Source organism: Legionella sp. 39-23, from assembly GCF_001897665.1.
Taxonomy (GTDB): domain Bacteria; phylum Pseudomonadota; class Gammaproteobacteria; order Legionellales; family Legionellaceae; genus Legionella; species Legionella steelei.
The window spans coordinates 1-23,418 of the sequence record NZ_MKTO01000001.1 but is presented as its reverse complement, the minus strand read 5'-3'; the positions used below and the strand labels follow the sequence as shown (position 1 = coordinate 23,418).

The following is a 23,418-nucleotide window of genomic DNA, read 5'->3' as shown; positions in this document are numbered from 1 at the left end:
TGATGTTTTTGTTGCACGCATTAGTTATTTGAGTAGCAATTTGTAAGACTTGGTTGCAGAATTAGAAATTTTATAACAATAGCATTTATTAACTGAGCTAATGAAATTCTATTGTTTCTATTTTCGTAATATGGATGGGCTTTCTTCGACGCGGAGTGCCTGAGCAGAGGTCAGAGCCAGCTCTGCTTGATAAAAAATTTTTCCAAGCTCAGTTCGTTCTTTTGAGAAAATAGAAGAAAACGAGCTTTTTTCTGTAACTTGTTTGAAATAATCAAGTCGTTTCATTTCTTGTAATAAGCCTAGATCGCCTGACTCAACGGCACCGAGTAATTCTTGTGCAAAAAGATACTGAAAAACTGCTTGGCTATCTCCTTTGGGGCTCTCATCAACTAGCTGCTGGTATTGTGCTACCATATTTCCTAATACGTCTAAAATGGGCTGCTTTATCGCTACTAGCTTTGCTTGTTTTTGTTGTTCCATCTCTTTGTATTCGGCTTCCATCTCTATTTGTTTTGCTTGCATTTCTAATTGTTGTTTTTCTAACGCCTCTTGCTCACATCGTCCTTTGTATTTTTCTCTTAGCCTTCCATCAAAGTCTACATTGGGATCCGCTGTGAGGTATTGAAGGCATTTTTGATTGCTCCAGCCCAGATGTTCAAAAATCTCTTCGTCAGTTTGGTATTTGGCCATCGGTGGGGTGCCTAATTCTTTTCCATTATAGCCATAACACATCATGCCTTGTTCGGTAATGGAAATGCACTCAACATCAATCATATTTAATAAAGTAATGTCATAATTTTCCAGTTCATGTTGGGCACAAATTTTTCTTAAGTATCGCTCCATACCCAAGATGGGGTGCGATTTTTCAACTTTTTCTTGGTCTCCAAAAAGCCAAGGAGTACCCAGGAAAAAATGAACTTGTTGTCCTGCGGTTTGTGCTTTTAGGTCACGTATCCAGTTTCTAAATGGTTCATTTGAATCGGAAACCCCGTCTACCATTTGTGGCGCTCGATCAAGAGTCGAACTGAGATGATAAAGCCCGTAGATTTCTCCTGAATCAGTTCGCGCATAAAATGCAGTGCATCCACCAAAACCATCGGTAAAATGCTCATCATCAGATCCGGCCATACTTATAGCACCACCGCTATCCATTACCACATCGACTCTAGGCATACGTACCTCTAATACATGGCTCTTATGTAAATTATATGCACACTTTGGAGAAAAATGTATTTTTGGTGGTTTTGCATAAAAAATAGAATGGACAGACGGGTACTACGCTGATGAATATGGTTGACTTGAGCAACTTAAGAAAACTTTATTTATGATACGTTTTGTTTAAGGAAATTAATGGTTTCATTAACTACTATATCTTTGTCATTATCTGCCGTAACAATATGATAACTATTGGTTAGAATGACCTTTCTCTTGGTTTTTGATTTAATCTTATTTTCTATAAAATTAACATTGCGTAGGCTGGCCGTTTCATCTTCAACGGCATGGATCATCAGTACTGGGCAACTGATGCTTGCTAAATTTTGCTTCACGTTTTTGTTTAATCGTTTGGCTTCATTTATCCGGTAATAGGATATTTTTGAGCCACCAGTAATTGAGTATCGATTTTCTTGCATTTCATCTTCAATTATTCTGCGTGTTTCTGCATTTTTAATGCCATAAGGTGCTTTTTCTTTATAGTAAAGATAATATTTCAGCGGAGTATGATAAATCAGTGGTGATAAAAAAGAATACCATGGCACAGCCCAGCCATCATAAAAAAATGAGGGCGACAGGATAATCAAAGATTCAACCTGTGAGGGAAACAATGCGGCAAGTTTCAGACTGAGAATAGAGCCAGCACATAATCCACCAACGGAAACGGTTTTATATTTTTGTTTCATATCCTGAAAATAACGAGCGACTGATTCTATCCATTCTTCATGGGGGAGATTGGTGTTTTTATCTTTTAAAAAAGCATATCCATCAATATGCGGAATTTCAATGCTATACCCTTGCTGATGAAGGTGTCTGGCGAGATACATCAGTTCAAGAGGTGTGCCACTAAGTCCATATAATAATAAAATGGCATGTTCTCCTCCCTTAAAGTGTATGTCTTGATGTACATTTTTAGGGATAAGCAATTCTTCAAGGGTGTTTTCTAAATGTAGTTGTTCTAAGAGATAGTTACTCAATGAGATAAGATGATCGTTTTCAAAAAATACATCATTAGTGAGTGCGACCGTATTGTCTAAAAGTTCTTGCAGCGTGTTTTTAAATTCAATGAACATTAACGAGTCCATACCCATTTCCATAAAACGACGTTCTGGATCAATCACGCTTTCTTGCGGCAAATGCGCCACCTCTTTAATGAGTTGTTGCAGATAGTTTTGCAACAATTCAGAACGTTTATCTACCGGTGCAGCTTGAAGAAGAGGCAGTAATTGATTCGGCCTATTATTTTCGTACAACTCCTCTGGCGCGCAATAGGAGAATAAAGGGATGATTTTATGTTCTTCAATGAGTTCCTTACATTTAATTCTTTGTAACTTGCCACTAGTGGTCTTAGGAATTGATTTGGGTGGTAGCAATATGATTTGTTGGGCTGAGAGATGGATTTCCTGGGCAAGCATTTGATTTATTTTGTTGGCTAACTCAGAATAATAATGTTTGGGCGTTTGGGCTTTTAGTTCCGCGACAACAACGATTCCTTCTTCATGATTCAATTGACTCGCATACGCAACGACACAACCTTTGCGCAGCGCTGGATCAGCATGTGTTACTGCCAACTCAATATCATGAGGATAATAATTTTGGCCTCGAACGATGATCATATTTTTTATGCGACCACAGACGTACAGTTCTCCCTCGTGTAAAAAACCAAGATCACCTGTGCGAAGATAAACGCCTTCTGCTGTGTTATTTTTTATACGGGCACGAAATGTTTTCTCCGTTTCATCGAGGTTATTAAAATAACCTTTTGCTACAGATCGACTTTGTATACAGATTTCGCCAATTTCTGATGCAGTACATTCACTGAGATCATTAGGATTTACTATTTTTAAAGGCATCTGTGGTTTTCCAGAGCTCACGAGTACGGTTTTATTTTTTTCTGTATCACATAACTCAACGACATGATGCTTTAATTTTTTCGAGTTCACTGACAATGTTTTGTCTTCGGTCAAACATGTTTTACCCGATACCATCAGTGTGGATTCTGCTAAACCATAGCAGGGTAAGAACACATTTTTTTTAAGTCCTGCTTTGGTAAAAGCGCTGTAAAATAGTTCCATGGTTTTATAATGAATTGGCTCAGCGCCATTGGCGGCAACATGCAAACAACTTAAATCCAGTTGTTGCAGTGAATCTTTAGGCGTTTTTAATGCACATAACTCATAAGCAAAATTAGGTCCACCGGTTACGGTGCAACGATATTTTGAAACCCCTTCAACCCAGCGGGCTGGACGCTCAATGAAATCTAAAGTAGGTAATATAATTGCTGTTGCACCAGCATATATTGGTTGGATAATTCCAGCAATTAAACCCATGTCATGATAAGGAGGAAGCCAGGAGTAAGAAATGGACTCCTCAGAATTTTGACACATTTTTTGAATAATGTTTGAGTTATCTATCAAATTCTCATGTGTCACCAAAACACCTTTAGGGTCTGCAGTGGATCCGGAAGTATATTGAATGAATGCGACATCATGTTCTGTACAGGAATGAACTGTTTCTGATGGTGGATTTATTTTATGTGCTGAATCAATGAATAATGTATTATGCCGCATATGCTCCAGTTTATTAAAGAGATGCTCCGGAATGTTTGGCAAATTTAGAAATGGTTTTAACAAATGGGGTACAAATTGGTTGATTTTTTGATCAATATGCAATGCTCGTGAAGTTCTTTTGTCAAATAGAATTAATTGGGCATCTACATTATTGATAATGTGTAAAAATCGATTGGCCATCATATTTGTGAGTGGTGGAAACAACGGCACAGCGACAGTGCCTGTTGCGATACACGCATAGAAGCCAACAATAAAATCCAAACCAGGTTGAGTACAAAGTATCACTCGGTCTTGAGGGTTTGTTCTTTGTTGGATTTGATGTACCAAATGAAACACTTGGCGACATAATTCCTCGTAGGTTATATAACCTGATTCTCTGTCCTTATTGATAAAGCGATATGCAACTTTTTGAGGATTTTGATTTTTATTTTGAATAAGTTTATCGAAAATTGTTTGAAATGGGTACCACGACGGAGTCATTTTAATATACAGCCTGTATGAATTTCGAGCTTAATTATTAGAGAGTATAGTCGAAAAAAGGCAAAAAACATCTTGGGCCGTACTTAATTATTTACGGAAGTGCTGCAAATATTGATCTAGGCATCGAGCAGGGAGTGGGTTTGCCACATCAGGCTATTGAGCAAATTGAATCCTTTAACGCCACCCACCATATTCATTTGTTCCATATTCCTCGCTACCGGCATTCTGAGACGCAGTATTTTTATTGCCAGTACAAGAACTAAGAAATAATAGCGCGCCACTCAGATAAAAAATGGCAACAATGGTTCTAAGCAATTGACTCGTAATCATTTACATTCCTTGTTTAATACATCGTTCTACGTTACGAAACGTATGTTTGCCAATGTAGGCTGGGCTGTTAAGCCCAGCCTACGCTTACTACGTGTTCTATGTTTATACGTGCCCGAAAAAGCAGGTTCCTTTGATGCATAAATTTTATAAGAAGATAGCCTCAGAGACAATAATTTCTCAGGCACGCATACGTTCACGTAGGTCATATAGACTATGTTCATCATGTTAAAAAACCAAGGAAAACATTAGTTAAATTTATTCTCATTGCCCTCTATTTATTCACTATATACGGTGATAACATCAGCATCGATTACGGATGATGCTAAGGAAAGTGATGTTATGAATGATGGAGTTAATTCATTTATTTTTTTTGTTGCCTTGATTGCTGGGTTTGGTGGTTTTTTATTTGGTTTTGATTCCAGTGTAATTGCCGACGTAAAGGATCAGGTGATGGCCCAATTAGCCCTTTCAGAATGGCAATGGTCTCAAGTAGTAAGCATCAGTTTACTTGGTTGTGTTCTAGGTATTCCTTTGAGTGGGCTCTTTGCAGATAAACTAAGTCGGCGTTATCTTTTGAAAGCAGTTGCTTTGGGGTTTATTTTAGGGACAGCACTGTGTGCACTGACACACTCCCTCATACTCTTATTAATTGGCCGATTCATCATTGGCATTTGTATCGGCATCGCATCTTATATTGCGCCACTGTTTATCGCAGAAATAGCGCCACCGAACAGAAGAGGCACCTTAGTATTAATTAATGGTTTGGCGATTACCTTTGGCCAGGCGATTGCTTATTTAATCGGCTATTTTTTTCATGATTACTCTGCGCACAGCTGGCGATTTTTATTTGGAATAGGCTGCATTCCGGCCTTAATTTTATTTGTAGGAATGCATTTTGTTCCTCATTCGCCGCGTTGGCTGATGAAAAAATACGGCATCGATAAGACATTGCATGCTTTAAAGCGGATTCGTCCGGTGGGTTATAACATTCAAAAAGAAATTGATGAAATTCAAACTAACTTAAATACAATTCAACCCAAATATAATTTATTGTTTAAGCCGCCTATTATTTTTGTTCTGGCCGTAGGAGTTGCCTTGGGAATATTTCAACAATTTTCAGGGATCAATGCGGTGATGTATTACGGACCGGTGATTTTTGAATCAGCAGGATTTTATCCGGTTTCTAACGCAATTTTAGCTACTTTTTGTATGGGGGTAGTTAATTTTTTATTTACGGTCCTGACCTTTTTTTATGTAGATAAATTAGGTCGACGTTTCTTATTGTTAAGTGGGACGCTCATTGCTGCACTCAGTCTTTTTGCAGTTGGTTTGTTATTTAATATGGAAGTGCCCAGCCAAAAATTTTGGGTCTTAGGAGCACTATCAGTCTATGTGATGGGGTATTGCATTAGTGTCGGTTCTTTATTCTGGGTTTTGATCTCTGAAATTTATCCTGTATCCATCCGCGGTCTTGCAATGAGCATTGCCACGGTGGTGCAATGGGGGGCTAATTTTGTGGTCTCTCTTTCTTTTCTGGCAATTTATCAAAATTTAGGCGTGCTTACTTTTGTTTTATTTGGCTTATTATGCTTGCTCGCCTTTTTCTTTGTTTACTATTTTGTACCAGAGACTACGGGAGCTTCCCTAGAAAAAATAGAAAAGAATTTGTTAGCAGGTAAACGAGTTAGAGATATTGGTAATGAATTACCAGGAATAAAAACAAACGAATTTGAATTAGTGAGAGATTAGAGATGGACAGTACAAACCAACAAAGAAGATGTCGTATTGGGATTATTGGTGCAGGGCGAATTGGTAAACTGCATGCAGAGAATATCGCCTACCATTTGCCACAATTTGTGTTACAAGCCATTGCCGATCCTTATCTGGATAGGGCATGGGCAGATAAATTATCTATTGCAGGGCAATACGCTCATTTTGAGGAAGTGCTTGCTCAGCAAAATTTAGATGCCATTTTGATTGCGTCTCCATCGAATTTACATGTAGCACAGATTAAAGGTGCAAGTGACGCCGGAAAGGCCATTTTCTGTGAAAAACCAATTGGCTTGCATGAAGAAGAAATTGTGGATGTACTCAAAACAATTCAGGCAAACAATACCTTGTTACAACTCGGTTTTAACCGCCGCTTTGATCCCAGTTTTTCGCATCTACAGCGACAGGTGCAAGCAGGTGACATTGGTGCAGTACATCTTGTGAAAATTACTTCTCGTGATCCGGCTTGTCCTACTAAGGAGTATTGTGCAACCTCCGGCGGCCTGTTTATGGATATGACCATTCATGATTTTGACATGGCACGATTTCTGACGCAATCGGAGGTTGTTGAAGTATATGCCACGGGTGCGGTACTGATTAATCCTGATTTTGAAGCATTGGATGACATCGATACGGCAATTATCCAAATGCGTTTTGCTAATGGCGCTTTAGGGGTAATTGATAACAGTCGTCAGGCTGTTTATGGATATGATCAACGGATTGAGGTATTTGGCAAGGAAGGGATGTTACTGGCAAATAATCAGCTGAAGCATTCCGTGATGCATTACACCAATACGCTCACCGAGCAAGCAAATCCTGAATACTTTTTTCTAGAACGTTATCAACAAGCTTTTAAAACAGAGTTAGAGTCATTTTATGATGCGTGGCTACATAATAACCCAAGTCCAGTTTCTGGAAGAGACGGTTTACAGGCGTTGCGCATTGCGCAAGCTGCGAAGCAATCGTTAGTGACTAAATTACCTGTTTCTTTGAGTTGAGGGCAGTATGACTTATCCACCATTTTATTTTGATGCGAATAGACCTGTTGATTTGATTTGTATGGGACGTGTGGCAGTCGATTTGTATGCAGAGCAAATTGGCGTATCACTCAGTGAAGCACAGAGTTTTAGAAAATATTTAGGCGGTTGTGCGGGAAATATTGCGGTGGGGACTGCGCGTCTTGGGCTTCAGTGCATGATGTTTTCTTGTGTTGGTCAGGATGAGATGGGACGTTTTTTAAAAAATGAATTAGAACGTGAGGGCGTCAATACCGATTTATTATGTGAAACCCCAGAGCATTTGACTGGACTCGTATTGCTGGGTATTAAACCACCCCATGAATTTCCCTTAATGTTTTATCGTACTGATTGTGCTGACATGCAAATTAAGTCGCAGCAAATTAACAAAAGCATATTACAACAGACCAAAGCCATTTTAATAACCGGCACTGGTCTATCTACCGATGCCATCTTGCACACTACAGAAGAGGTGATTCAGCTTGCAAGACATACAGAAACTGCAATAGTTCTTGATTTGGATTATCGTCCGGTACTTTGGGGACTGACCACCCGCGGGAATGGAGAAACACGATACTGCGCAAGCATGAAGGTAAGTCAAATCTACCAACGCATTTTGTCTTTTTGTGATTTAATTGTAGGTACTGAAGAGGAAATTTGTATTGCTGGTGGCTGTGATGAAATTCATAGCGCACTCAAGAACATTCGTGCATTGAGCAGGGCGCCCATCGTACTCAAGCGCGGTGAAAAAGGCGCTGAAGTTTATTTTGCAGGTAATAGTCAACCCTTGGCCTCTAAGCCATTTCCTGTCGAAGTCCTTAATGTACTTGGCGCTGGTGATGGATTTATGGCAGGTCTTTTATCGTCGTTGTTACAAGGAACATCTTGGGAGGCAGCGACGGCTTATGCAAATGCCTGTGGGGCTTTGGTCGTTACTCGTCATGGTTGTGCTCCAGCGATACCCTATAAAGAAGAATTAGATTATTTTATACAGCATTTTGATGCCGAGCCGCGGATTTGGGAAAGTACTTATTTGGCTCAATTACATCAAAAGAACACACCGAAAAATCCACAGCTTCTTATTAAAAATCCACACGGTTTTACTCAAGGATTGAATACCATTGTGACATTGGATTCCTTATCTCATGAGGGCATGAATTTTAGTTCGCTTAAATTAAATGCGGGGCAAAAATATTTATTCAATGATCATTATGAATTCGCGGCATTATTAATGACGGGAAAAGTGGTATTTCATTATGCCAATCAAAGCCAGCATGCTGAGCGCTACGATTATTTTTCCCAAGAACCGGTTGTTCTACATTGTCCTGCAGGGCAAAGAGCTGCGGTTGACGCGTTGAGCGATTGTGAGATTTTACTTATTGAAACAGAGAATCATGCCGCATTTGCGCCTTTATTATTTAATCAATCTAATCTTTTGGAGTTGGATAATCGAGGAAAAGATATCTTAGATGATAGCTCTTATCGTATTGTGAGGACGGTGTTTGATAAACGCAACAGGCCAGAGTCTAATTTGGTGGTTGGCGAAATTATTACCTTTCAAGGACGTTGGTCAAGTTATCCTTCTCATTATCATGACCAACCGGAAATCTATCATTACCGTTTTTCTGAACCCCAGGGTTATGCATTTGGTGAGAATGGAAAAGAGGTTTTGCGTATTGAGAATTATGATACGTACCATATTGCCAAGGGTCAGAGTCATGCGCATTGCGCGGCACCAGGATATGCTCTTTATACACTTTGGTTTATACGTCATTTACAAGACAATCCTTATACTCTGCCCACTTTTATTAAAGAGCACGAGTGGACACGAACAAGCAAAGCAAATAATAGGGTGTGGAAAAAGACTTAGATTATAAAGGATGTTTATGAAAATTCGATTAACAATGGCTCAGGCTTTATTGCGGTTTTTAGCGAATCAATATGTCGTTATGGATGGCAAAGAACATCAATTTGTAGCGGGAGTATTTGGAATTTTTGGGCATGGCAATGTGACGGGTTTGGGTGAGGCGCTTGAATACGATAATTACGGTTTAACTTATTATCAAGGCCATAATGAACAAGGAATGGCTCATGCTGCTAGCGCGTACGCAAAACAAAAAAATAGATTAAGCATTTTTGCCTGTACGTCGTCCATAGGACCGGGGGCGACGAATATGATTACTGCTGCCGCTACAGCAACCACCAACAGAATTCCTTTGTTGTTACTGCCTGGGGATACATTCAGCTGCAGACAACCGGATCCCGTCTTACAACAGCTTGAAGTGGCTCACGATTACACGCTCTCAGTGAATGATTGCTTCAAACCAGTAAGTAAATATTGGGACCGAATTGCGCGTCCCGAACAATTGATGACAGCATGTATCAATGCGATGAGGGTTTTAACTGATCCTGCTGAAACGGGTACGGTGACTTTATGCTTACCTCAGGATGTGCAATCTGAGGCATATGATTATGATGCTTCTTTTTTCAAAAAACGATTATGGCATATTGATAGAGAACCGATTAGTGAACGTGCACTTGAGGAAGCAATTCAACTGATTCGCAATGCAAAAAAACCACTCATTATTGCAGGCGGTGGGATACATTATTCATTTGCTACTGAGGTTTTATCGCAATTTGCACAGCAGCATAAAATTCCAGTAGCTGAAACACAGGCTGGAAAAAGTGCTTTGCCTGAGCGTCATCCCTTGAACGTGGGGGGAATAGGTGTTACAGGATCTGAAGTTGCTAATGTTCTTGCTGCGCAAGCGGATGTGATTTTCGTGATTGGTTCACGGTTACAAGATTTTACTACCGCATCCAAATGGGGTTTTAAAAATGAAGAGTGCCGGATCATGCATCTCAACGTCTCTCGTTTTGATGCAATCAAAATGGATGGCTTGATGTTGAAGGGCGATGCAAAAACAGGTTTAGAGCAAATAGGGACAAAATTAGGAAACTATCAAACGTCTAAAGAATATCAGCAAAGGGTGCTGCATTATCAAAATGAATGGCAACAGGAATTACAACGTATTGCTACGGTGACTCCTGCTGAACAAGAGGGTTTATCGCAAACCAAAGTACTGAGTATATTAAACGAGATGGTCACGGAAGATGATGTCATTATTTGTGCTGCAGGTAGTTTACCTGGGGATTTGCACCGTCTGTGGAAATCCAAAAAACCTAAAGATTATCATTTGGAATATGCTTATTCCTGTATGGGTTATGAAGTTGCAGCAGGCTTAGGTGTTAGGCTCGCTAAGGAAAACAATGCTGGTGAAGTGTATGTTTTGGTCGGTGATGGCAGTTTTGTCATGATGCATTCCGAGTTGCTTACCAGCATTCAAGAAGGTAAGAAAATAACGATTATTCTTTTTAATAATCATGGTTTTCAATGTATTAGAAATTTACAGGAAAGCCAGGGCAGCCAAGGTTTTGGTAATGAGTTTCGCTATCGAGAAGCTAAAACCAAGAAATTGTCTGGAGATTATTTACCGATTGATTTTGTTAAATATGCCGAAGGATTGGGTGCTAAAGCCTTTTTTGCAGATTCTTATGAGCAATTGGCAGTGGTGATGCATGCTGCGCGTAATGAAGAAACCTCCTCAGTGATTGTCTTACCCATATTGCCTAAGACTATGAGCTCTGGATATCAAACTTGGTGGCGTGTAGGCGTTGCAGAAATATCTAATTCTGCTGAAGTGACTAAGGCACATCAAATGATGCAGGAACAACTGAAACAGGTTAGAGAATAGACTTCTTCGAAACTCGCTGCAGTGGCAAATTGCTTCGTCGATGCGGTGCTCGAATCCTCATGTACTTGCGTGTACACTCCGATTCTGCGCTCCGTTTCTCCTCGCACGTTACTTACTGCAGCGAGTTTCGAAAGAAGTCTTATATTGTCTTAATATTAAGGAATTATTTATGCGCATTAAACTGGGAATTGCGCCAATTAATTGGTGCAATGATGATGATCCTGAATTGGGTAAAGAGATTAGTTTTGAGCAATGTATTAGTGAAATGTCAGCGGCAGGTTATGTCGGGACCGAATTAGGAAATAAATATCCGCGCGATGTTTCTATTTTAAAAAAAGCATTAACTGAGCATGGCTTACAATTATCGAGCGCGTGGTTCAGTACTTTTTTTACTGAGCCAGATCAGTATGAACACACCTTATCACGATTTATGGATCATTTAAGTTTTATGAGAGCGATGGGCGCATCGTTTATCAATGTATGTGAATGTGGGCATGCGATTCAAGGAACAGAGCGCCCTATTCTCAGCCCACATAAGCCGGAGTTTAGTGCAGAGCAGTGGGAGGCGCTGATTCAAGGATTGCATGCTATGGGGCGCATTGCCCATGATTTTGATATGCAACTTGTTTATCACTACCATGCGGGAACAGGAGTTTTTTATGAGCATGAAATCGATTATTTAATGGCAAATACAAGCCCGCAATTGGTTTCGTTATTACTGGATACTGGGCATGCTGCATTTGCAGATATTGATTCACTTAATTTAATCAATAAATACAAGGAGCGCATTTTATACGTTCATTTAAAGGACATTCGCATTGAGGTGCTTGATAAAGTGAAAAACGAGCACATGAACTTTATGGATGCGGTGCGCGCAGGAGTCTTCACTGTTCCTGGCGATGGTGCGCTTGAATTCGCGCCCATCATTAACATGATGCAAAAAAATCAATATTCTGGATGGATGATCGTTGAAGCAGAACAGGATCCTGCCAAAGCGCCTCCACTTGAGTACGCGAAAAAAGCATTTGCGCTTTTACAGCAGTACATAGAGTAACCTGGATGTGGCGCAGCAGAGCCCGGGAAATTGGTGCAAAGCCCCCGGGTTTCACCGCGCTACACCCAGGCTACATATTACATTTCTATTCAAAAAGACCATCTATCTAAATTTTTAACTATACTTATCATTATAAGTGAAGAGTAGCATGGTTTTTTTCCTAAATATCGTCTCGTTATCTGCTCATTCATGAATGATGATTATTTTGTTTGGGGTCATTATGGGTTTTCCTTTAACAGACTTTTTAACCTATGGAGATGATGGACAGCCGATATTTGATGCGACTTTCACCGACGGTAGAAAGGCCACGTCATATCAGGATTATTTGCGTGTTTTAGATGAAGTAACACAAATTTGTGGCAATGAAGACGATGCGCCTTTATCAAAAGCTTATGTACAAAAATTAGCAAAAATTTTATTGCAAAAATACCAAGAGCATCTTAGAGACACTCAAAATGATTGGTACGGTAAAAATAACCCTAAGTTATATACCGTAGCGAAACAGCTTGAAGCATTTGCTTTTTTAACTGGTGAACAAGAGGCCATCCGTGGAGTTCTCGAAGAATTTCCTTTATTAAATTCAATAAAGTGTCATTACGAAGATTATCAGGGCGACAATTTTCTAAATAAAGTAGATCCGCTTAAATTTAAAAATTTTGATCGTGACCTACTTACATTACAGATGATGATTCGTGTATTGGACCCTCGCTATATTAATCAGCGTGATGATCAGGTCTGTGGTGTGAATGCATTTGTGCACAATATGGCCCTATTTAATCCCTTGAAATATGTGAAAATAACCGCTGAATTAGCCGCAACAGGAGTTTGTGATCTTAAAGAATTTGCCGGAAAAGAAGGTGTTTTGCGAATTGAGGTAACCCAAGCCGTGGCAAATAAAAAAAGCTCAGCGGGAGATACGCTTCATGATGTGGATCACATTATTTTAAATGGGATACGCTCTTCAGAAAACACAACTGTTGGTTACAGTGCAGAAGGTGCTGAGCTTGCCAAACAGCTTTTTGGTGTGACCACGCATCATGAAGTAAACCGTTGGATGAAACAAGCAGGCTACCACCATGTACAAAATATTCCCATCAATGATAAAGAGCGAATAAAACAATTACAATTACTCATTCAAGATGGTTATATGGTTGGCTTTGCAGGTACAGGATCTCTTGCTGCATATATCCTCAATCCAGAAGATGGGGCACCTAAAGACCAAAATGCCGTACAACGGTTTATGGATGGTCATTTTTTTATCGTGAGAAATATTGAGTTTGATGAACAAAACGATAAAGTAAATATTCGCATTATGACTTGGGGTGAGGAAAAATCAGCCTCTATTCCTTTGGACGTATGGAAAAAAAATATAGGGCTGGTCGGAACAGCGGTTGTTGGTCAAGATCCCTATATGGACTTTATGCTTCGTGCAAAAGCACGAGGTATCGATGACATACAACGCAACACTTATTGCTCTCCTGAAGCCTATTGCTTGAATGTGAGAAGTATCTTAGAAGACATCCCTGGATATGAACACATTAATAAACTGGTCGATGAGGCTTTTAAGCATAAAAATGGAATAACATGGCTGCAGGCAGCAAAAGAAATCCAAGATGCTATTGAGGCGTTACCAAGAGAAAAAGCATCTATGGTCCCCTCAAAAATTTCCATTATTCCTGTGGTGACTCCAGAAGTTAAAGCAGAGTTCGATAGAATTCATCTGCTCTCTGAGCGTAAAGAAAAAATTGAAGCCTTAGAAAAGTTAGTAGCTCAAGACAATATTGAAGTCCAGCGGCAATTAATTCCACTCTATGCGCAAGAAGGGCAATGGGAAAAGGTGCGAGAGTTATTCACCAATATAAAAAGTTACAGCCGCACGGATCAGGAAATAATGCTTGAATGTTTAGAGCAGGGTTGTGATTTAGTGAGATGTATAAAGCCTGTAGTGGTAACTGTTCCAGCTGATATTAATGAACTGATCGATGAAAATAAAAAGCTTAATATTAATGCGAAGGATTTAATTCGCTCATTAAGTGAGATTACTGACTTGCCCAAAGGAGGGCATTTTACGTATGGGCTTCGCGGTAGATTGTTAGAGGTTATTAATAGTCGGCTTAGGGAGGAAGGAAGAGAAGTCGAACATTTGCATGATGTTACTTTATATAAGAAAGATGTTTATCATTTTATAGCGTTACTCGATAAAGAAATCCAGTGCATGGATCCCTCTCATAAAATAATGAACAAAGAACAAAGAACCGAATTTGGCACAGCACTTATTGATAAAGTTAAAGCTAAGGAGCAGCCAAACGCTCAGGTTGATGCACAATTGCAGGCAAATTTAAGCTATAAACCCAATAAAACCTTAAATAAAATACGTGAGTTTTTTTTAAAAGTGGCTTCAGTTTTTGATAAAAACATAATCACCAAAGGTGTTGAAAAGACTAAGGCGTTGAAAGGAAAGCTTGATGTAATTAAGGAAGGTGATTTAGAACAACAAGCTGCTATAGCGCTACAACGCAGCACTAATATGAGCTCCTAAGGATCATATTTTTTGTAGGATTTTTCAGTGATCAACCCAGCAAAGGCGAATGTTCAGTAATCATTCGCCTTTATTTATGATGGGAGTAAGAGATTAGGATGCAGTGAACTCCTTACTTTTTGCTATTTCACCAAATTGCTTCGTCAAAAGCTCCATTTTTTGTCCCAACTGGCTTGTCCCTACTATTTTTTCAGACGCTTTATAAAATGTTTGGGAAAGCAAAGACATATAGCTTGGACTTGGTTCTTCTGTTTTGCGTCGTTGGATGACTTTTTCGTCAGAAGTCATACTATTTAACAATGCCTGCATCAGCTCCTGATATTCCGCATTACTCTCATCTTCTTCAAAACGTGTAAATAGAGTCCCTGCATTTTGCACGTATTTAAGGATCAAACTTTTTTTTGCGTCAAAAATATCACGCTCAACTTTGGTGGTCGCAAAATCAAATTCTTTGTCAAGAATGTATTCATATAAGACCGACGTAAAATAGTAAATAAAAGGAGCATCTCTATTTTGGTTAAATAAAGCTTTATCTTTAATAGTTACAATTGTGGGAGGGCTATTTTTAACTAGATTGCTTAATGCATTAATAAAACTGATTAAGGCAGGGGTAAACAAAGTTTCATAGAGATCAGCAGTGAATGTTGTTTTATGTTCTTTATTATATGCATCAACCGCCTCTGCAACTTTCTTTAGTGCGGAGTTAATTTCGTTTAAAACCTGGTCGAAATAGCTAGCATAGTCATTGTCAGTAACTTCAATTTGTTGAATTGTTCTTACTAAATCTCGAGCAAACTCATTTCTTTTAATTAATAGCGCTGCTTCTTTACCTTTATAGGTCTTGTCATCGGCCTGTGTTTTGTAGGCATCCCATATTTTTTTACAATAACGGTGGGTAATATCTTTAAAAATGCTCATTGTCCCTCTCTTTTTATTCGCTAGAAAGTGCCTAAAAATCACTACTCAATTTTCAGGAAAATATCCGTCCTACTCTTCACAGCTTCGTTTTCAAAAATACTAACAGGGTCTTTTTGGCTCATTACGACCTAATTGATGCCCTCCCTTATAATGAATTTCTCAATTTGATGCCGTTTTGGCATGCAAAAAAATGAAATGTTTAACAATAGTTAAATAACCATGGTGTCTGATATTAACTCATTGCAAGTTGTACGAAAAGTAACTGAGCTTAGTTTATTTTCATCAAGATTTAATTTTTTTCATGTTACTCAGGGTTATAAAGATGTATTGGATTTCTAGTTAGTGAACATTTTATTGCTAATAGATGTTTAATATTTTTTGCAATTGCACTAAGTTATTAGCACAAATGGAGGTTGGCTATGGTTAAATTGTTTGACAACAAAAAAGCGGGGATTGATCCACTAAAATATCGTAACACCTTACGTAAAGCATTAGAGACCACCATGTCCGTATGTATTGCGAGTACTTCTGCTTTAGTTATGAATCAATTAACAGCAAAAATACGTGCAGAACGAATGGCCCAATATAATGAAAATAGTCTTATTGCGGTGCAGGGAGTCGGAGAGATAAGAACTTTTTTATTTAAAGTTACCAAACATCTTGAGGATAAGAAGATGAGTTTTCTCGATGCAAGAGCACCAATAAAATACACTATGTCCCGATGTAAAGCGGGAAACTGTGAGCACCAGGCATTCTATTTAGCCGCTTCACTGAGGCAGCAGAAAATTCCTGCATGGATTTATGATATTGAAGACATTGGACATACTGTAGTGATTACCAAGGATTTCCTACTTGATCCCTGGATAGGGGATATTTTTCCGCTTGCAGGGACGAATTTTGATAAGTTTTATAACTCCTCACTGAATATGTGCGCCTCATGGCTGAACCAGTTGTTAGCTGACAAACAGTTTGTTTTCCATGAGCGATTGAATAAAGAAACCTTAGTTCAGCATTTTGTTGAACAAAATGAAGAGAAATCAATAAAGGTCGGCTGTTGTGCTCTTTTCTAAATCGTTTGAACATGTCATCGCAAATCACACTGTCATCCCTGCGCAGGCAGGAATCCATCATTGCATTCGCACTGTGCTAAAACATAGATGGATTTCTTATGCGGGAATGAAAAGGTGTTTGTTTCTATAACGCTAGAAGACGTGTTTGTGATGGTGGAGATCGACTTTTGTTTCTATGTGTTCCGTAAACCGGGCAAAAGGCTCTAGCAGTTGCGGGGATAAATTCGAGGTTTTGAGCAGTTCATTGATTTTTTGAATAGCAGGAAGTGCCTGGTTGAGCAAATCTAATTCTATTTCTTCACCATTATCAACCATGTTCCCGTTGGTAATAACAACAAGGAGTTGAGCTGCTTTAGGGTGTAATGAAACTAAAAAGTGTTCCAAGATTCGCTCCTGATCGCCAGGTGCATCATCGGGGGGCACGTTGAATTGCGCGATAACTTTTTCTATTTTATTGAGTTGGAAAGGGGAAAAGCTCTGGCTGAGCTTAACTAGATCGGCTAAAGAGTAAGACAAAGATTTAAATTTTTCAAATCGTAGCAGCCTCTCAACAATCACATCCTCTTCATCATGGTCTTCTGCCTCTTCAAGATTATTGATGTACGCTAAGTAGCGCTCTAGATGACTCTTATTGTAACTGCGTGCTAATCCAAGATAATAGAGATCACGAATTCCGCGACTGCCTGGTTCGGAGCTAATATGTCCTGTTCGCCCAAAAAAACCGTGTTCTTGGCGGATAAGATTTTCACATAGGTTACCGCCTTCAATAGTCCAATATTCTTCAGCCCCAGGACCCATGCTATATAATGAGTTTGGCGGATATAACAGGCTCATCAAAGGATCATCACGATATTTTGGTCCTTGAAAAAAAGGGCCAAAATTATTTCGTGCTTTGCCAGTAAGATTATGCACGCCATGAATGAGCTCATGAGCCAACAAAATAAAGGGTGGTCCGGCATCAGTTAATCCATTTCCAGTTGAGGCATAGGTGTCTAAATTCAGGGAAGCAATCTTATCGTTATAGCGATAATCCACTCCAACAAGTATTTTTTGTGTCCCAGCTCCAGGAGCAGTTTCTCTTTTTAAAATTGTTCTGAAATCTTGGTCGGGTGTAAGTAATTTGCTGTTATAGTTTGGATTAATCTTTGCAAATCCAGTAGAGGCCATAGAGCACTCAAAATTCTCACTAGGCTTTAATATTAATTGTGCATCTTTAGTGGCCAGTAAATAATTAAGCTTTACAATTAATTTTATTCCCCCCGGCCTGGAAACAAGCTGCATTAGGAGTGAGTTAATATAAGCCGCTTCATCGGTACCCAGCGAATTATTTTTATTGATATTATCTAAGAGTTGATAGAAATTTGCGCGCACAATTTCTCTGGGTTGTTTTCCTTTTAAGGCCGGAAGAATGTATTTTTCATTGAATGAAATGTCTTGTTCATTGTGAATGTATATCTCTTCCTTTTGGCATAAATTTTTTGTTAATTCATTATGAACTACTTGTAACTCTCTTAAGACACTTTTGATTGCGATGATTTTTTTAAAAAATTGAAGCTGCGCATCCATATCTGCATCGGGGTCAAACAGTGTGTATTGTTCTTCAATCTCTTTATATGCAGCATGGTTTAAATAATCGATATAGGCCATTTGCTGCATTAAGTCATTATCATTTTCCTGAACACTTTGATGATTAATGCCTAATCCAGTGAGACGTTTGGAAAGCTCTTCAAATTTTTCTTTCATGAGCAAAAAACAAATAGTTGCTGTTTTTATAGTATAGATGATTATATTTTGATCGATTTGGGTGGTCTTATATAGACGAGTTAAAACAGAGCTTGTGTTCTATAATTAAAAGCACTGAATATTTTTGAGAAATGCGATGCATGAGTCTTTTATCTCTGTATTGTTTAGCCCCATCACTTTATTGTTCCTCATTAATGCGTTTTTTTTAATTTTTGTTACTGCATTTGTGTGGAATATTTTCCTCCGTATTCAATACACTAATTCGTTATTTAAGATGGATAGCACAAACCCTTTATTGCTGAAGGCTGCATTATTTTTTCCTCTGATACTCATCGCGTTAGTCGCTGAATATCAATGGTCCTTGTTGACCCATTTGAATTTTTTTCCTTTAGTAAGCTCCTCATTTGTTCGTTTTAATTTGATTGGGATTATTGTTTCGATCATTGCATTGCTCTTTATTAAAAGCTTCGATAAAGAAAAGGAAGGGGAGGAATTTAAGATTGCATTATTTTTGGTTATTTATCTCATTGTTTTATATTTGTTTTTTCTAATTATTCTTATGGCAACAGTCGTCACGCGCTTGAATGCGTTTCCTGATAGCTTTTTGAGCCATTATTCTTACCCTACTGCGGAACGAATAAACCAATATGTTCTTGGCGCATTATTTTTGTTTTACATGATGGGTGTTTTCTTTGTGGTGTCCATGCGTGCTATCCCCCGTGTTTTACTCTGCTTGGCTTATACAATTGCTCTTGCTTTTATGTACTCGATAGTTTTTAGGTAGGTGGATAAAAACTACTTTGCAAGTAAGAGGGAAAGAGACTTATAGTAAGTCTCTTATATCCGGTAACAACAATTTGGAAGAAATGACTTTTTAGTGATAAATCAGTATGGATTCATACCGGAATATGGATCTTCTTTTTCCATGGTATCGTCCTGCTCTTTTCCAGTAAAGCGTTGCCAAGAGCTCAAGAGTAGAGAATAAGCATCGGGAGGAGCAGGGGGAAATATGCCTATTTTAGGCGCTTTAACTACCTCTACTCCCTGTTCGGCAAGCTTTGCAAGGATGTCTATTTTTGTTTCAGCAATAAGTTTTGCTGCTTTTCTTAAAAACTCAATTTTAAGCACAGGATTTTTAGTTAATGTTACTGAACCAAAATGCTCTATTTCTGTTTTAATTAGTTCGATAAATTCTTTTTTAATCGTCAAGGTGCCGTATAAAGTAGAATAGGTGTATTGATCTGCATACAATAGTCCAGAAAGAGTCTTGAGCAAGGTATGCCAACTCCGATCATGCAGCATCCATAATATGGGGTTGTTAGGAAATTCTTGATAACAATTTTGCAAAAGAACGGTCCCTGACTCTAATAACGAGACCAGTTTGCTAGTGAGCGAACCAAGATCCTGTTCAAAACGACTGAGTCCCTCATGGACTTTCTCAGTCCGAAGAGCGCTTATAATTTCCTTTTCTTTGGCCTTGGCCTGTTGATGTAGGGAGGTTAAATTGATGCCTCCTTCAATTTGTTGTTTTAACAAAGTTGCTGATTCACTGTAATTTTGCAGATATTCTGTTTGTATCCCTTCATGACGATAGAGAGCGAAATAGGTTTCACAAATTCCTAAACACAAACGATATGCGCTTAAGGCATAAGCAAATTGACACATAAATGCATGAGCAGAAGGCGTATAAGACTTAGTCGATTTAAAAAGATATACTCCATCTGTTTCACGCAGTGTAATAGGTAAACCACATTCTAAAACATGTGCATCAAGAGCAGCTACAAGACTTGGATTTTCTGTGTTATTACTAATTATTTGTGCCGTTTCTATTAATATGTTCTCTTCAACCAAGCATTTTTCCATAGCTTCCTGAACCAAATTGAAGCTAAAGACAAGCTCATCTCCTTGGGCAACTTCGGTGAGTTTTTTTGTTCGCCATGTATCAAAAAAATAGTCTTTTAATAATTTCCTTATCTCAAACATGGCATTACGATAGTGTTCAAGACGTGCAAAAATAGGCTGAATTGCTGTATCAATTTCTTTCTGATAGAGCTCTAGTTCTCCACCCATCATTCTCTCCTTTCCAATCCTTGGTTGCTTTAATTTCTACTGTGCGTTAGGTTCGCTGTCAAGGTGTTTAATTGTTCTTACATTAAAAATTTTCTTTTAAAAATAGAAGCTTAGTTTAAAAAAGGAGTCCTATATCCGTAGCGTCATAACTTGAAGCTTCAGGGGTTTCTCTGTCACACATGCATTGCATCTAACTATGAGGTAGTGTAAAAAGAATTTAAATTTGAGTGCCTTTAATTAAGGAAAACGGTATGGATTTTAAAGAGAAAAAAGTCATTGTTACCGGAGCTAACCGCAGTATCGGCCAAAGAATAGCCATAGCTTTTGCCGAACAAGGAGCTGATGTGGTGATTAGTTATCGCAGTGGTGCACAGGGTGCAGAGGATACCGTGCAAGCGATTAAGGTGCTCGGACGAAAGGCAAACGCATTGTATGCTGATTTTTCCCAAATGGAGCATGTTGCAACTTTTGCTAAAGAGGCCATTGAGTATTTAGGTGGTGTCGACATTTTAGTGAATAATGCGGGCATGTTATGTCGTGAAAGACTGTTTGAATTGCCCCCAGAAAAAATGCAGCAAGTTTTTCAGGTGAATACGATTTCGCCACTTTATTTAGCTCAACTATGCGCGAAGCATATGGTGGAAAAAGAAAGTAAAGGCTGTATTTTAAATATTTCTTCAATCAGTGGCATTATCACCATGCCCAAAGGTATTGGTTATGGTGCTTCGAAGGCGGCACTGAATAAATGGACGAAACATGCTGCCTTGGATTTAGCGAAACATGGCATACGGGTGAATGCTATTGCGCCAGGTGTTGTTGAGGCGGGAATGAATGAAGATACGTCAACCAGCAATCCAGAGTTATGGGCATATTATGTGAGCAATATTCCTTTACAAAAGCCTGGAACACCAAATGATATTGCCAATATGGCTTTATTTCTTGCTTCGGAAAAAGCAAACTGGATTACCGGCAAAGTCTTTGAAGTAGATGGAGGGCATGTTCTTTAATTAAGCCGTGAGTGAAACTCGTAATTAGTTTCCTTTTTCTGATACGAACGCTTGGAAAAACCCTCCACAAGGAAACCTAACGCAGGCACACCTTTTAAAGCCTCTTTTTATTGAGGGCCAAATATTTGGCCTTCCCCGATTTATCTCCAGCGATATCAAAATGCAACTCATAGAATACAAAGCAATCAAAGTGTAAAAACATTTGATTCGCGAGCACTTTTTGAAATGATCTTAATTATTTTTGGCAAAATAAATTAAATATGCACCGAATGATCGCAAAATGTATTGACTGGTAAATATTGATTCGCAATAATGGTATTTGTAAATATTGGTCATTTTGTCCTCTATTTATCATGTTCTGTTTATATGTATACAAGGAGAGTATCATGTTGACAATTTACCATATTCGATTACTCATAGAAGAATGTCGTGGAATGGGTCGGAGTGGACTCGATAACGGTGTAACTGCTTCTATCCCACAAATTCAAATTGATATTTTAAAACCACCATATGATTTTTTAGGTGTCCAGGGGAATCCTGCGATCTTTATCAACAAAAGTACTTATAAGCTCTTGGGACATCTACATAAAAATTGGGACATGAATCAAACGATTGCTTTAAAGGCAAGTTTTTTGGAGCAAAATACGATTGAGGTGATTGGGACGATTATTCATGAGGCAGGGCATGCGTTCAATGTTGCAGCAAAAATCGCTAATACAGAAGCAAATGCCTATATTTATGAAATCGAAGTGATACGTAAGTTATTGGAAATGAAAAGCTCTTGCTTGTTTGGTTGTACTTTTAAGGACATCCAGTCCTTTTTTAAACAGCGCCTTTCTTTTTATACTAATGGATCCAAAGACAATAAATATCTTGAGTGTTTAGTCAAAACAATAAAAAAAGAATTTGAACTTGAAGCAAAAACGACACCATTGTCAGAAGAAAAAGATTTAGAACGTATCGCTATTTTTGTAACAGGAGTTACCCTGTTTAAACCGAAACAGTGGGGTAAAGAACAGGCAATAACTGGATCAAAAATGAGGAGTGACTTGTCTAAATCTCTGGCATCCTAGGTTATGCAAGAGGTCTAATTGATTTCTTATTTTCGTATTCTAAGTACCGTGCTTTATGCGCGGTATCTAGAAATCTTGTTTTGAAGAAAACTCAGAGATAACTTAAAGATAGTTATGGATACAGCGCATAAAGCGAGTACCTAGGGGCCAGGGAATATGGATTATTTGTAGCAGCTCCCATGATGTGGTTCAGAAACATTCAGCACTTGCTGTACCGATACGGTGCAGGCAATATCAGCATTCTTAATGCAGGGGAGTTGGTGAACTCGAACTATTAAGCTATGATTTTCTTTTTTTAAAAGAAGGAGCTCATTCTTATGAAACGTCTGAGTTTATTATTGTTATTAATTCTGGCTAGTTCTGGTGCCACGTATGCGGCGCATAAAACGGTTGTTTGTCATCTGCAGGGAATGAGCAATGCTATTTCTTTTGTAGCACCGAATAAAATCGGTGATTTGCCTAAAATTGATTTTGATTATCCAGTTGAGGTGACGCGGTTTAGTCTGCACACAGACAATTTATTGCTCGTAGCCATGGATCAGGATGAGAAAGAACGCCCGCGGATTTTCATTTCAGCACAATGGAACAAACAAAATCACGCCTACACTGGGCAATTTATGACGGATTTTGGGGGCAATGAATTGCAACTTGATAATGGCCCGGTTTCTTGTGCATTAAAATAGGAGTTGTTTATCATTCTATTCTCTTGGCAAAAAATGACTTAATAAACGTAGGCTGGGCAGCTGTATAGCCGGGGACATCCCTGACACTGTTCGGGGACATCCTTGACACATGAGTTGAGAAAAAATCT

At 38.7% G+C, this 23,418-nt stretch carries 17 protein-coding genes; 11 read left to right on the top strand and 6 right to left on the bottom strand.

Translation table 11 applies throughout. The features are described 5' to 3' along the window. Positions 1–117: 117 nt before the first annotated feature. From BGO44_RS00085 to BGO44_RS00075, 3 genes are all read right to left on the bottom strand, one after another. The gene (locus tag BGO44_RS00085; protein ID WP_273201500.1) at positions 118–1,173 is read right to left on the bottom strand and encodes a hypothetical protein; all 1,056 of its coding nucleotides are present in this window, start codon (positions 1,171–1,173) and stop codon (positions 118–120) included. Positions 1,174–1,322: 149 nt separating this feature from the next. Further along, a complete protein-coding gene (locus BGO44_RS00080; RefSeq protein ID WP_273201503.1) occupies positions 1,323–4,262 on the bottom strand; it encodes an AMP-binding protein in 2,940 nt (979 codons plus the stop codon). Between the two features lie 174 nt (positions 4,263–4,436). Beyond that, complete coding sequence (locus BGO44_RS00075; RefSeq protein WP_273201504.1) at positions 4,437–4,592, bottom strand: hypothetical protein; 156 nt, start codon at positions 4,590–4,592, stop codon at positions 4,437–4,439. A gap of 339 nt (positions 4,593–4,931) precedes the next feature. Between BGO44_RS00075 and BGO44_RS00070 the strand changes: the two genes are divergently transcribed. The 6 genes from BGO44_RS00070 (at position 4,932) to BGO44_RS00045 (ending at position 14,726) form a co-directional block, all read left to right on the top strand. Continuing rightward, entirely contained in the window at positions 4,932–6,341 is a 1,410-nt protein-coding gene (locus tag BGO44_RS00070; RefSeq protein ID WP_058511172.1) for a sugar porter family MFS transporter, read from the top strand. A 2-nt stretch (positions 6,342–6,343) separates the two neighbouring features. Further along, entirely contained in the window at positions 6,344–7,360 is a 1,017-nt protein-coding gene (gene iolG / locus BGO44_RS00065) for an inositol 2-dehydrogenase (protein ID WP_273201507.1), read from the top strand. A 7-nt stretch (positions 7,361–7,367) separates the two neighbouring features. Next, positions 7,368–9,248 (top strand): 5-dehydro-2-deoxygluconokinase, encoded by a 1,881-nt coding sequence (iolC, locus tag BGO44_RS00060; protein ID WP_058511170.1) that lies wholly within the window; start codon positions 7,368–7,370, stop codon positions 9,246–9,248. A gap of 16 nt (positions 9,249–9,264) precedes the next feature. Beyond that, positions 9,265–11,133, top strand: a complete 1,869-nt coding sequence (gene iolD / locus BGO44_RS00055) for a 3D-(3,5/4)-trihydroxycyclohexane-1,2-dione acylhydrolase (decyclizing) (RefSeq protein WP_058511169.1) — start codon at positions 9,265–9,267, stop codon at positions 11,131–11,133. A 169-nt stretch (positions 11,134–11,302) separates the two neighbouring features. Next, on the top strand, positions 11,303–12,187 hold the full coding sequence (gene iolE / locus BGO44_RS00050; protein ID WP_273201510.1) for a myo-inosose-2 dehydratase: 885 nt from the start codon (positions 11,303–11,305) through the stop codon (positions 12,185–12,187). 220 nt (positions 12,188–12,407) lie between these two features. Next, positions 12,408–14,726 (top strand): tetratricopeptide repeat protein, encoded by a 2,319-nt coding sequence (locus tag BGO44_RS00045; RefSeq protein ID WP_058511167.1) that lies wholly within the window; start codon positions 12,408–12,410, stop codon positions 14,724–14,726. Between the two features lie 93 nt (positions 14,727–14,819). Here BGO44_RS00045 and BGO44_RS00040 read toward each other — a convergent pair whose 3' ends face one another. Continuing rightward, complete coding sequence (locus BGO44_RS00040; protein WP_058511166.1) at positions 14,820–15,644, bottom strand: hypothetical protein; 825 nt, start codon at positions 15,642–15,644, stop codon at positions 14,820–14,822. A 419-nt stretch (positions 15,645–16,063) separates the two neighbouring features. On the opposite strand from BGO44_RS00040, the gene BGO44_RS00035 reads away from it, so the two are divergent. Then, positions 16,064–16,714, top strand: a complete 651-nt coding sequence (locus BGO44_RS00035; RefSeq protein ID WP_058511165.1) for a hypothetical protein — start codon at positions 16,064–16,066, stop codon at positions 16,712–16,714. A gap of 132 nt (positions 16,715–16,846) precedes the next feature. Here the strand turns inward: BGO44_RS00035 and BGO44_RS00030 are convergent, their stop codons facing one another. Continuing rightward, complete coding sequence (locus BGO44_RS00030) at positions 16,847–18,457, bottom strand: type III secretion system effector protein (RefSeq protein ID WP_273201513.1); 1,611 nt, start codon at positions 18,455–18,457, stop codon at positions 16,847–16,849. Between the two features lie 136 nt (positions 18,458–18,593). Here BGO44_RS00030 and BGO44_RS00025 point away from each other — a divergent pair, with 136 nt between their 5' ends. Then, positions 18,594–19,241, top strand: a complete 648-nt coding sequence (locus BGO44_RS00025; RefSeq protein WP_273201515.1) for a hypothetical protein — start codon at positions 18,594–18,596, stop codon at positions 19,239–19,241. Between the two features lie 101 nt (positions 19,242–19,342). Here the strand turns inward: BGO44_RS00025 and BGO44_RS00020 are convergent, their stop codons facing one another. Next, positions 19,343–20,530, bottom strand: coding sequence for a hypothetical protein (locus BGO44_RS00020; RefSeq protein ID WP_273201517.1), 1,188 nt, complete (start codon positions 20,528–20,530; stop codon positions 19,343–19,345). Between the two features lie 248 nt (positions 20,531–20,778). Here BGO44_RS00020 and BGO44_RS00015 point away from each other — a divergent pair, with 248 nt between their 5' ends. The 3 genes from BGO44_RS00015 (at position 20,779) to BGO44_RS00005 (ending at position 23,290) form a co-directional block, all read left to right on the top strand. After that, on the top strand, positions 20,779–21,534 hold the full coding sequence (locus tag BGO44_RS00015) for an SDR family NAD(P)-dependent oxidoreductase (protein ID WP_273201520.1): 756 nt from the start codon (positions 20,779–20,781) through the stop codon (positions 21,532–21,534). 386 nt (positions 21,535–21,920) lie between these two features. Continuing rightward, complete coding sequence (locus BGO44_RS00010; RefSeq protein WP_273201522.1) at positions 21,921–22,607, top strand: hypothetical protein; 687 nt, start codon at positions 21,921–21,923, stop codon at positions 22,605–22,607. 317 nt (positions 22,608–22,924) lie between these two features. Then, positions 22,925–23,290, top strand: a complete 366-nt coding sequence (locus BGO44_RS00005; protein WP_058511159.1) for a hypothetical protein — start codon at positions 22,925–22,927, stop codon at positions 23,288–23,290. The last annotated feature ends 128 nt before the right edge of the window (positions 23,291–23,418 follow it).

Coding starts and splice junctions, on each gene's coding strand:
- BGO44_RS00085 (WP_273201500.1), bottom strand. CDS start 1,173: ATGCCTAGAGTCGATGTGGTAATGGATAGCGGTGGTGCTATAAGTATG.
- BGO44_RS00080 (WP_273201503.1), bottom strand. CDS start 4,262: ATGACTCCGTCGTGGTACCCATTTCAAACAATTTTCGATAAACTTATT.
- BGO44_RS00075 (WP_273201504.1), bottom strand. CDS start 4,592: ATGATTACGAGTCAATTGCTTAGAACCATTGTTGCCATTTTTTATCTG.
- BGO44_RS00070 (WP_058511172.1), top strand. CDS start 4,932: ATGAATGATGGAGTTAATTCATTTATTTTTTTTGTTGCCTTGATTGCT.
- iolG (WP_273201507.1), top strand. CDS start 6,344: ATGGACAGTACAAACCAACAAAGAAGATGTCGTATTGGGATTATTGGT.
- iolC (WP_058511170.1), top strand. CDS start 7,368: ATGACTTATCCACCATTTTATTTTGATGCGAATAGACCTGTTGATTTG.
- iolD (WP_058511169.1), top strand. CDS start 9,265: ATGAAAATTCGATTAACAATGGCTCAGGCTTTATTGCGGTTTTTAGCG.
- iolE (WP_273201510.1), top strand. CDS start 11,303: ATGCGCATTAAACTGGGAATTGCGCCAATTAATTGGTGCAATGATGAT.
- BGO44_RS00045 (WP_058511167.1), top strand. CDS start 12,408: ATGGGTTTTCCTTTAACAGACTTTTTAACCTATGGAGATGATGGACAG.
- BGO44_RS00040 (WP_058511166.1), bottom strand. CDS start 15,644: ATGAGCATTTTTAAAGATATTACCCACCGTTATTGTAAAAAAATATGG.
- BGO44_RS00035 (WP_058511165.1), top strand. CDS start 16,064: ATGGTTAAATTGTTTGACAACAAAAAAGCGGGGATTGATCCACTAAAA.
- BGO44_RS00030 (WP_273201513.1), bottom strand. CDS start 18,457: ATGAAAGAAAAATTTGAAGAGCTTTCCAAACGTCTCACTGGATTAGGC.
- BGO44_RS00025 (WP_273201515.1), top strand. CDS start 18,594: ATGCATGAGTCTTTTATCTCTGTATTGTTTAGCCCCATCACTTTATTG.
- BGO44_RS00020 (WP_273201517.1), bottom strand. CDS start 20,530: ATGATGGGTGGAGAACTAGAGCTCTATCAGAAAGAAATTGATACAGCA.
- BGO44_RS00015 (WP_273201520.1), top strand. CDS start 20,779: ATGGATTTTAAAGAGAAAAAAGTCATTGTTACCGGAGCTAACCGCAGT.
- BGO44_RS00010 (WP_273201522.1), top strand. CDS start 21,921: ATGTTGACAATTTACCATATTCGATTACTCATAGAAGAATGTCGTGGA.
- BGO44_RS00005 (WP_058511159.1), top strand. CDS start 22,925: ATGAAACGTCTGAGTTTATTATTGTTATTAATTCTGGCTAGTTCTGGT.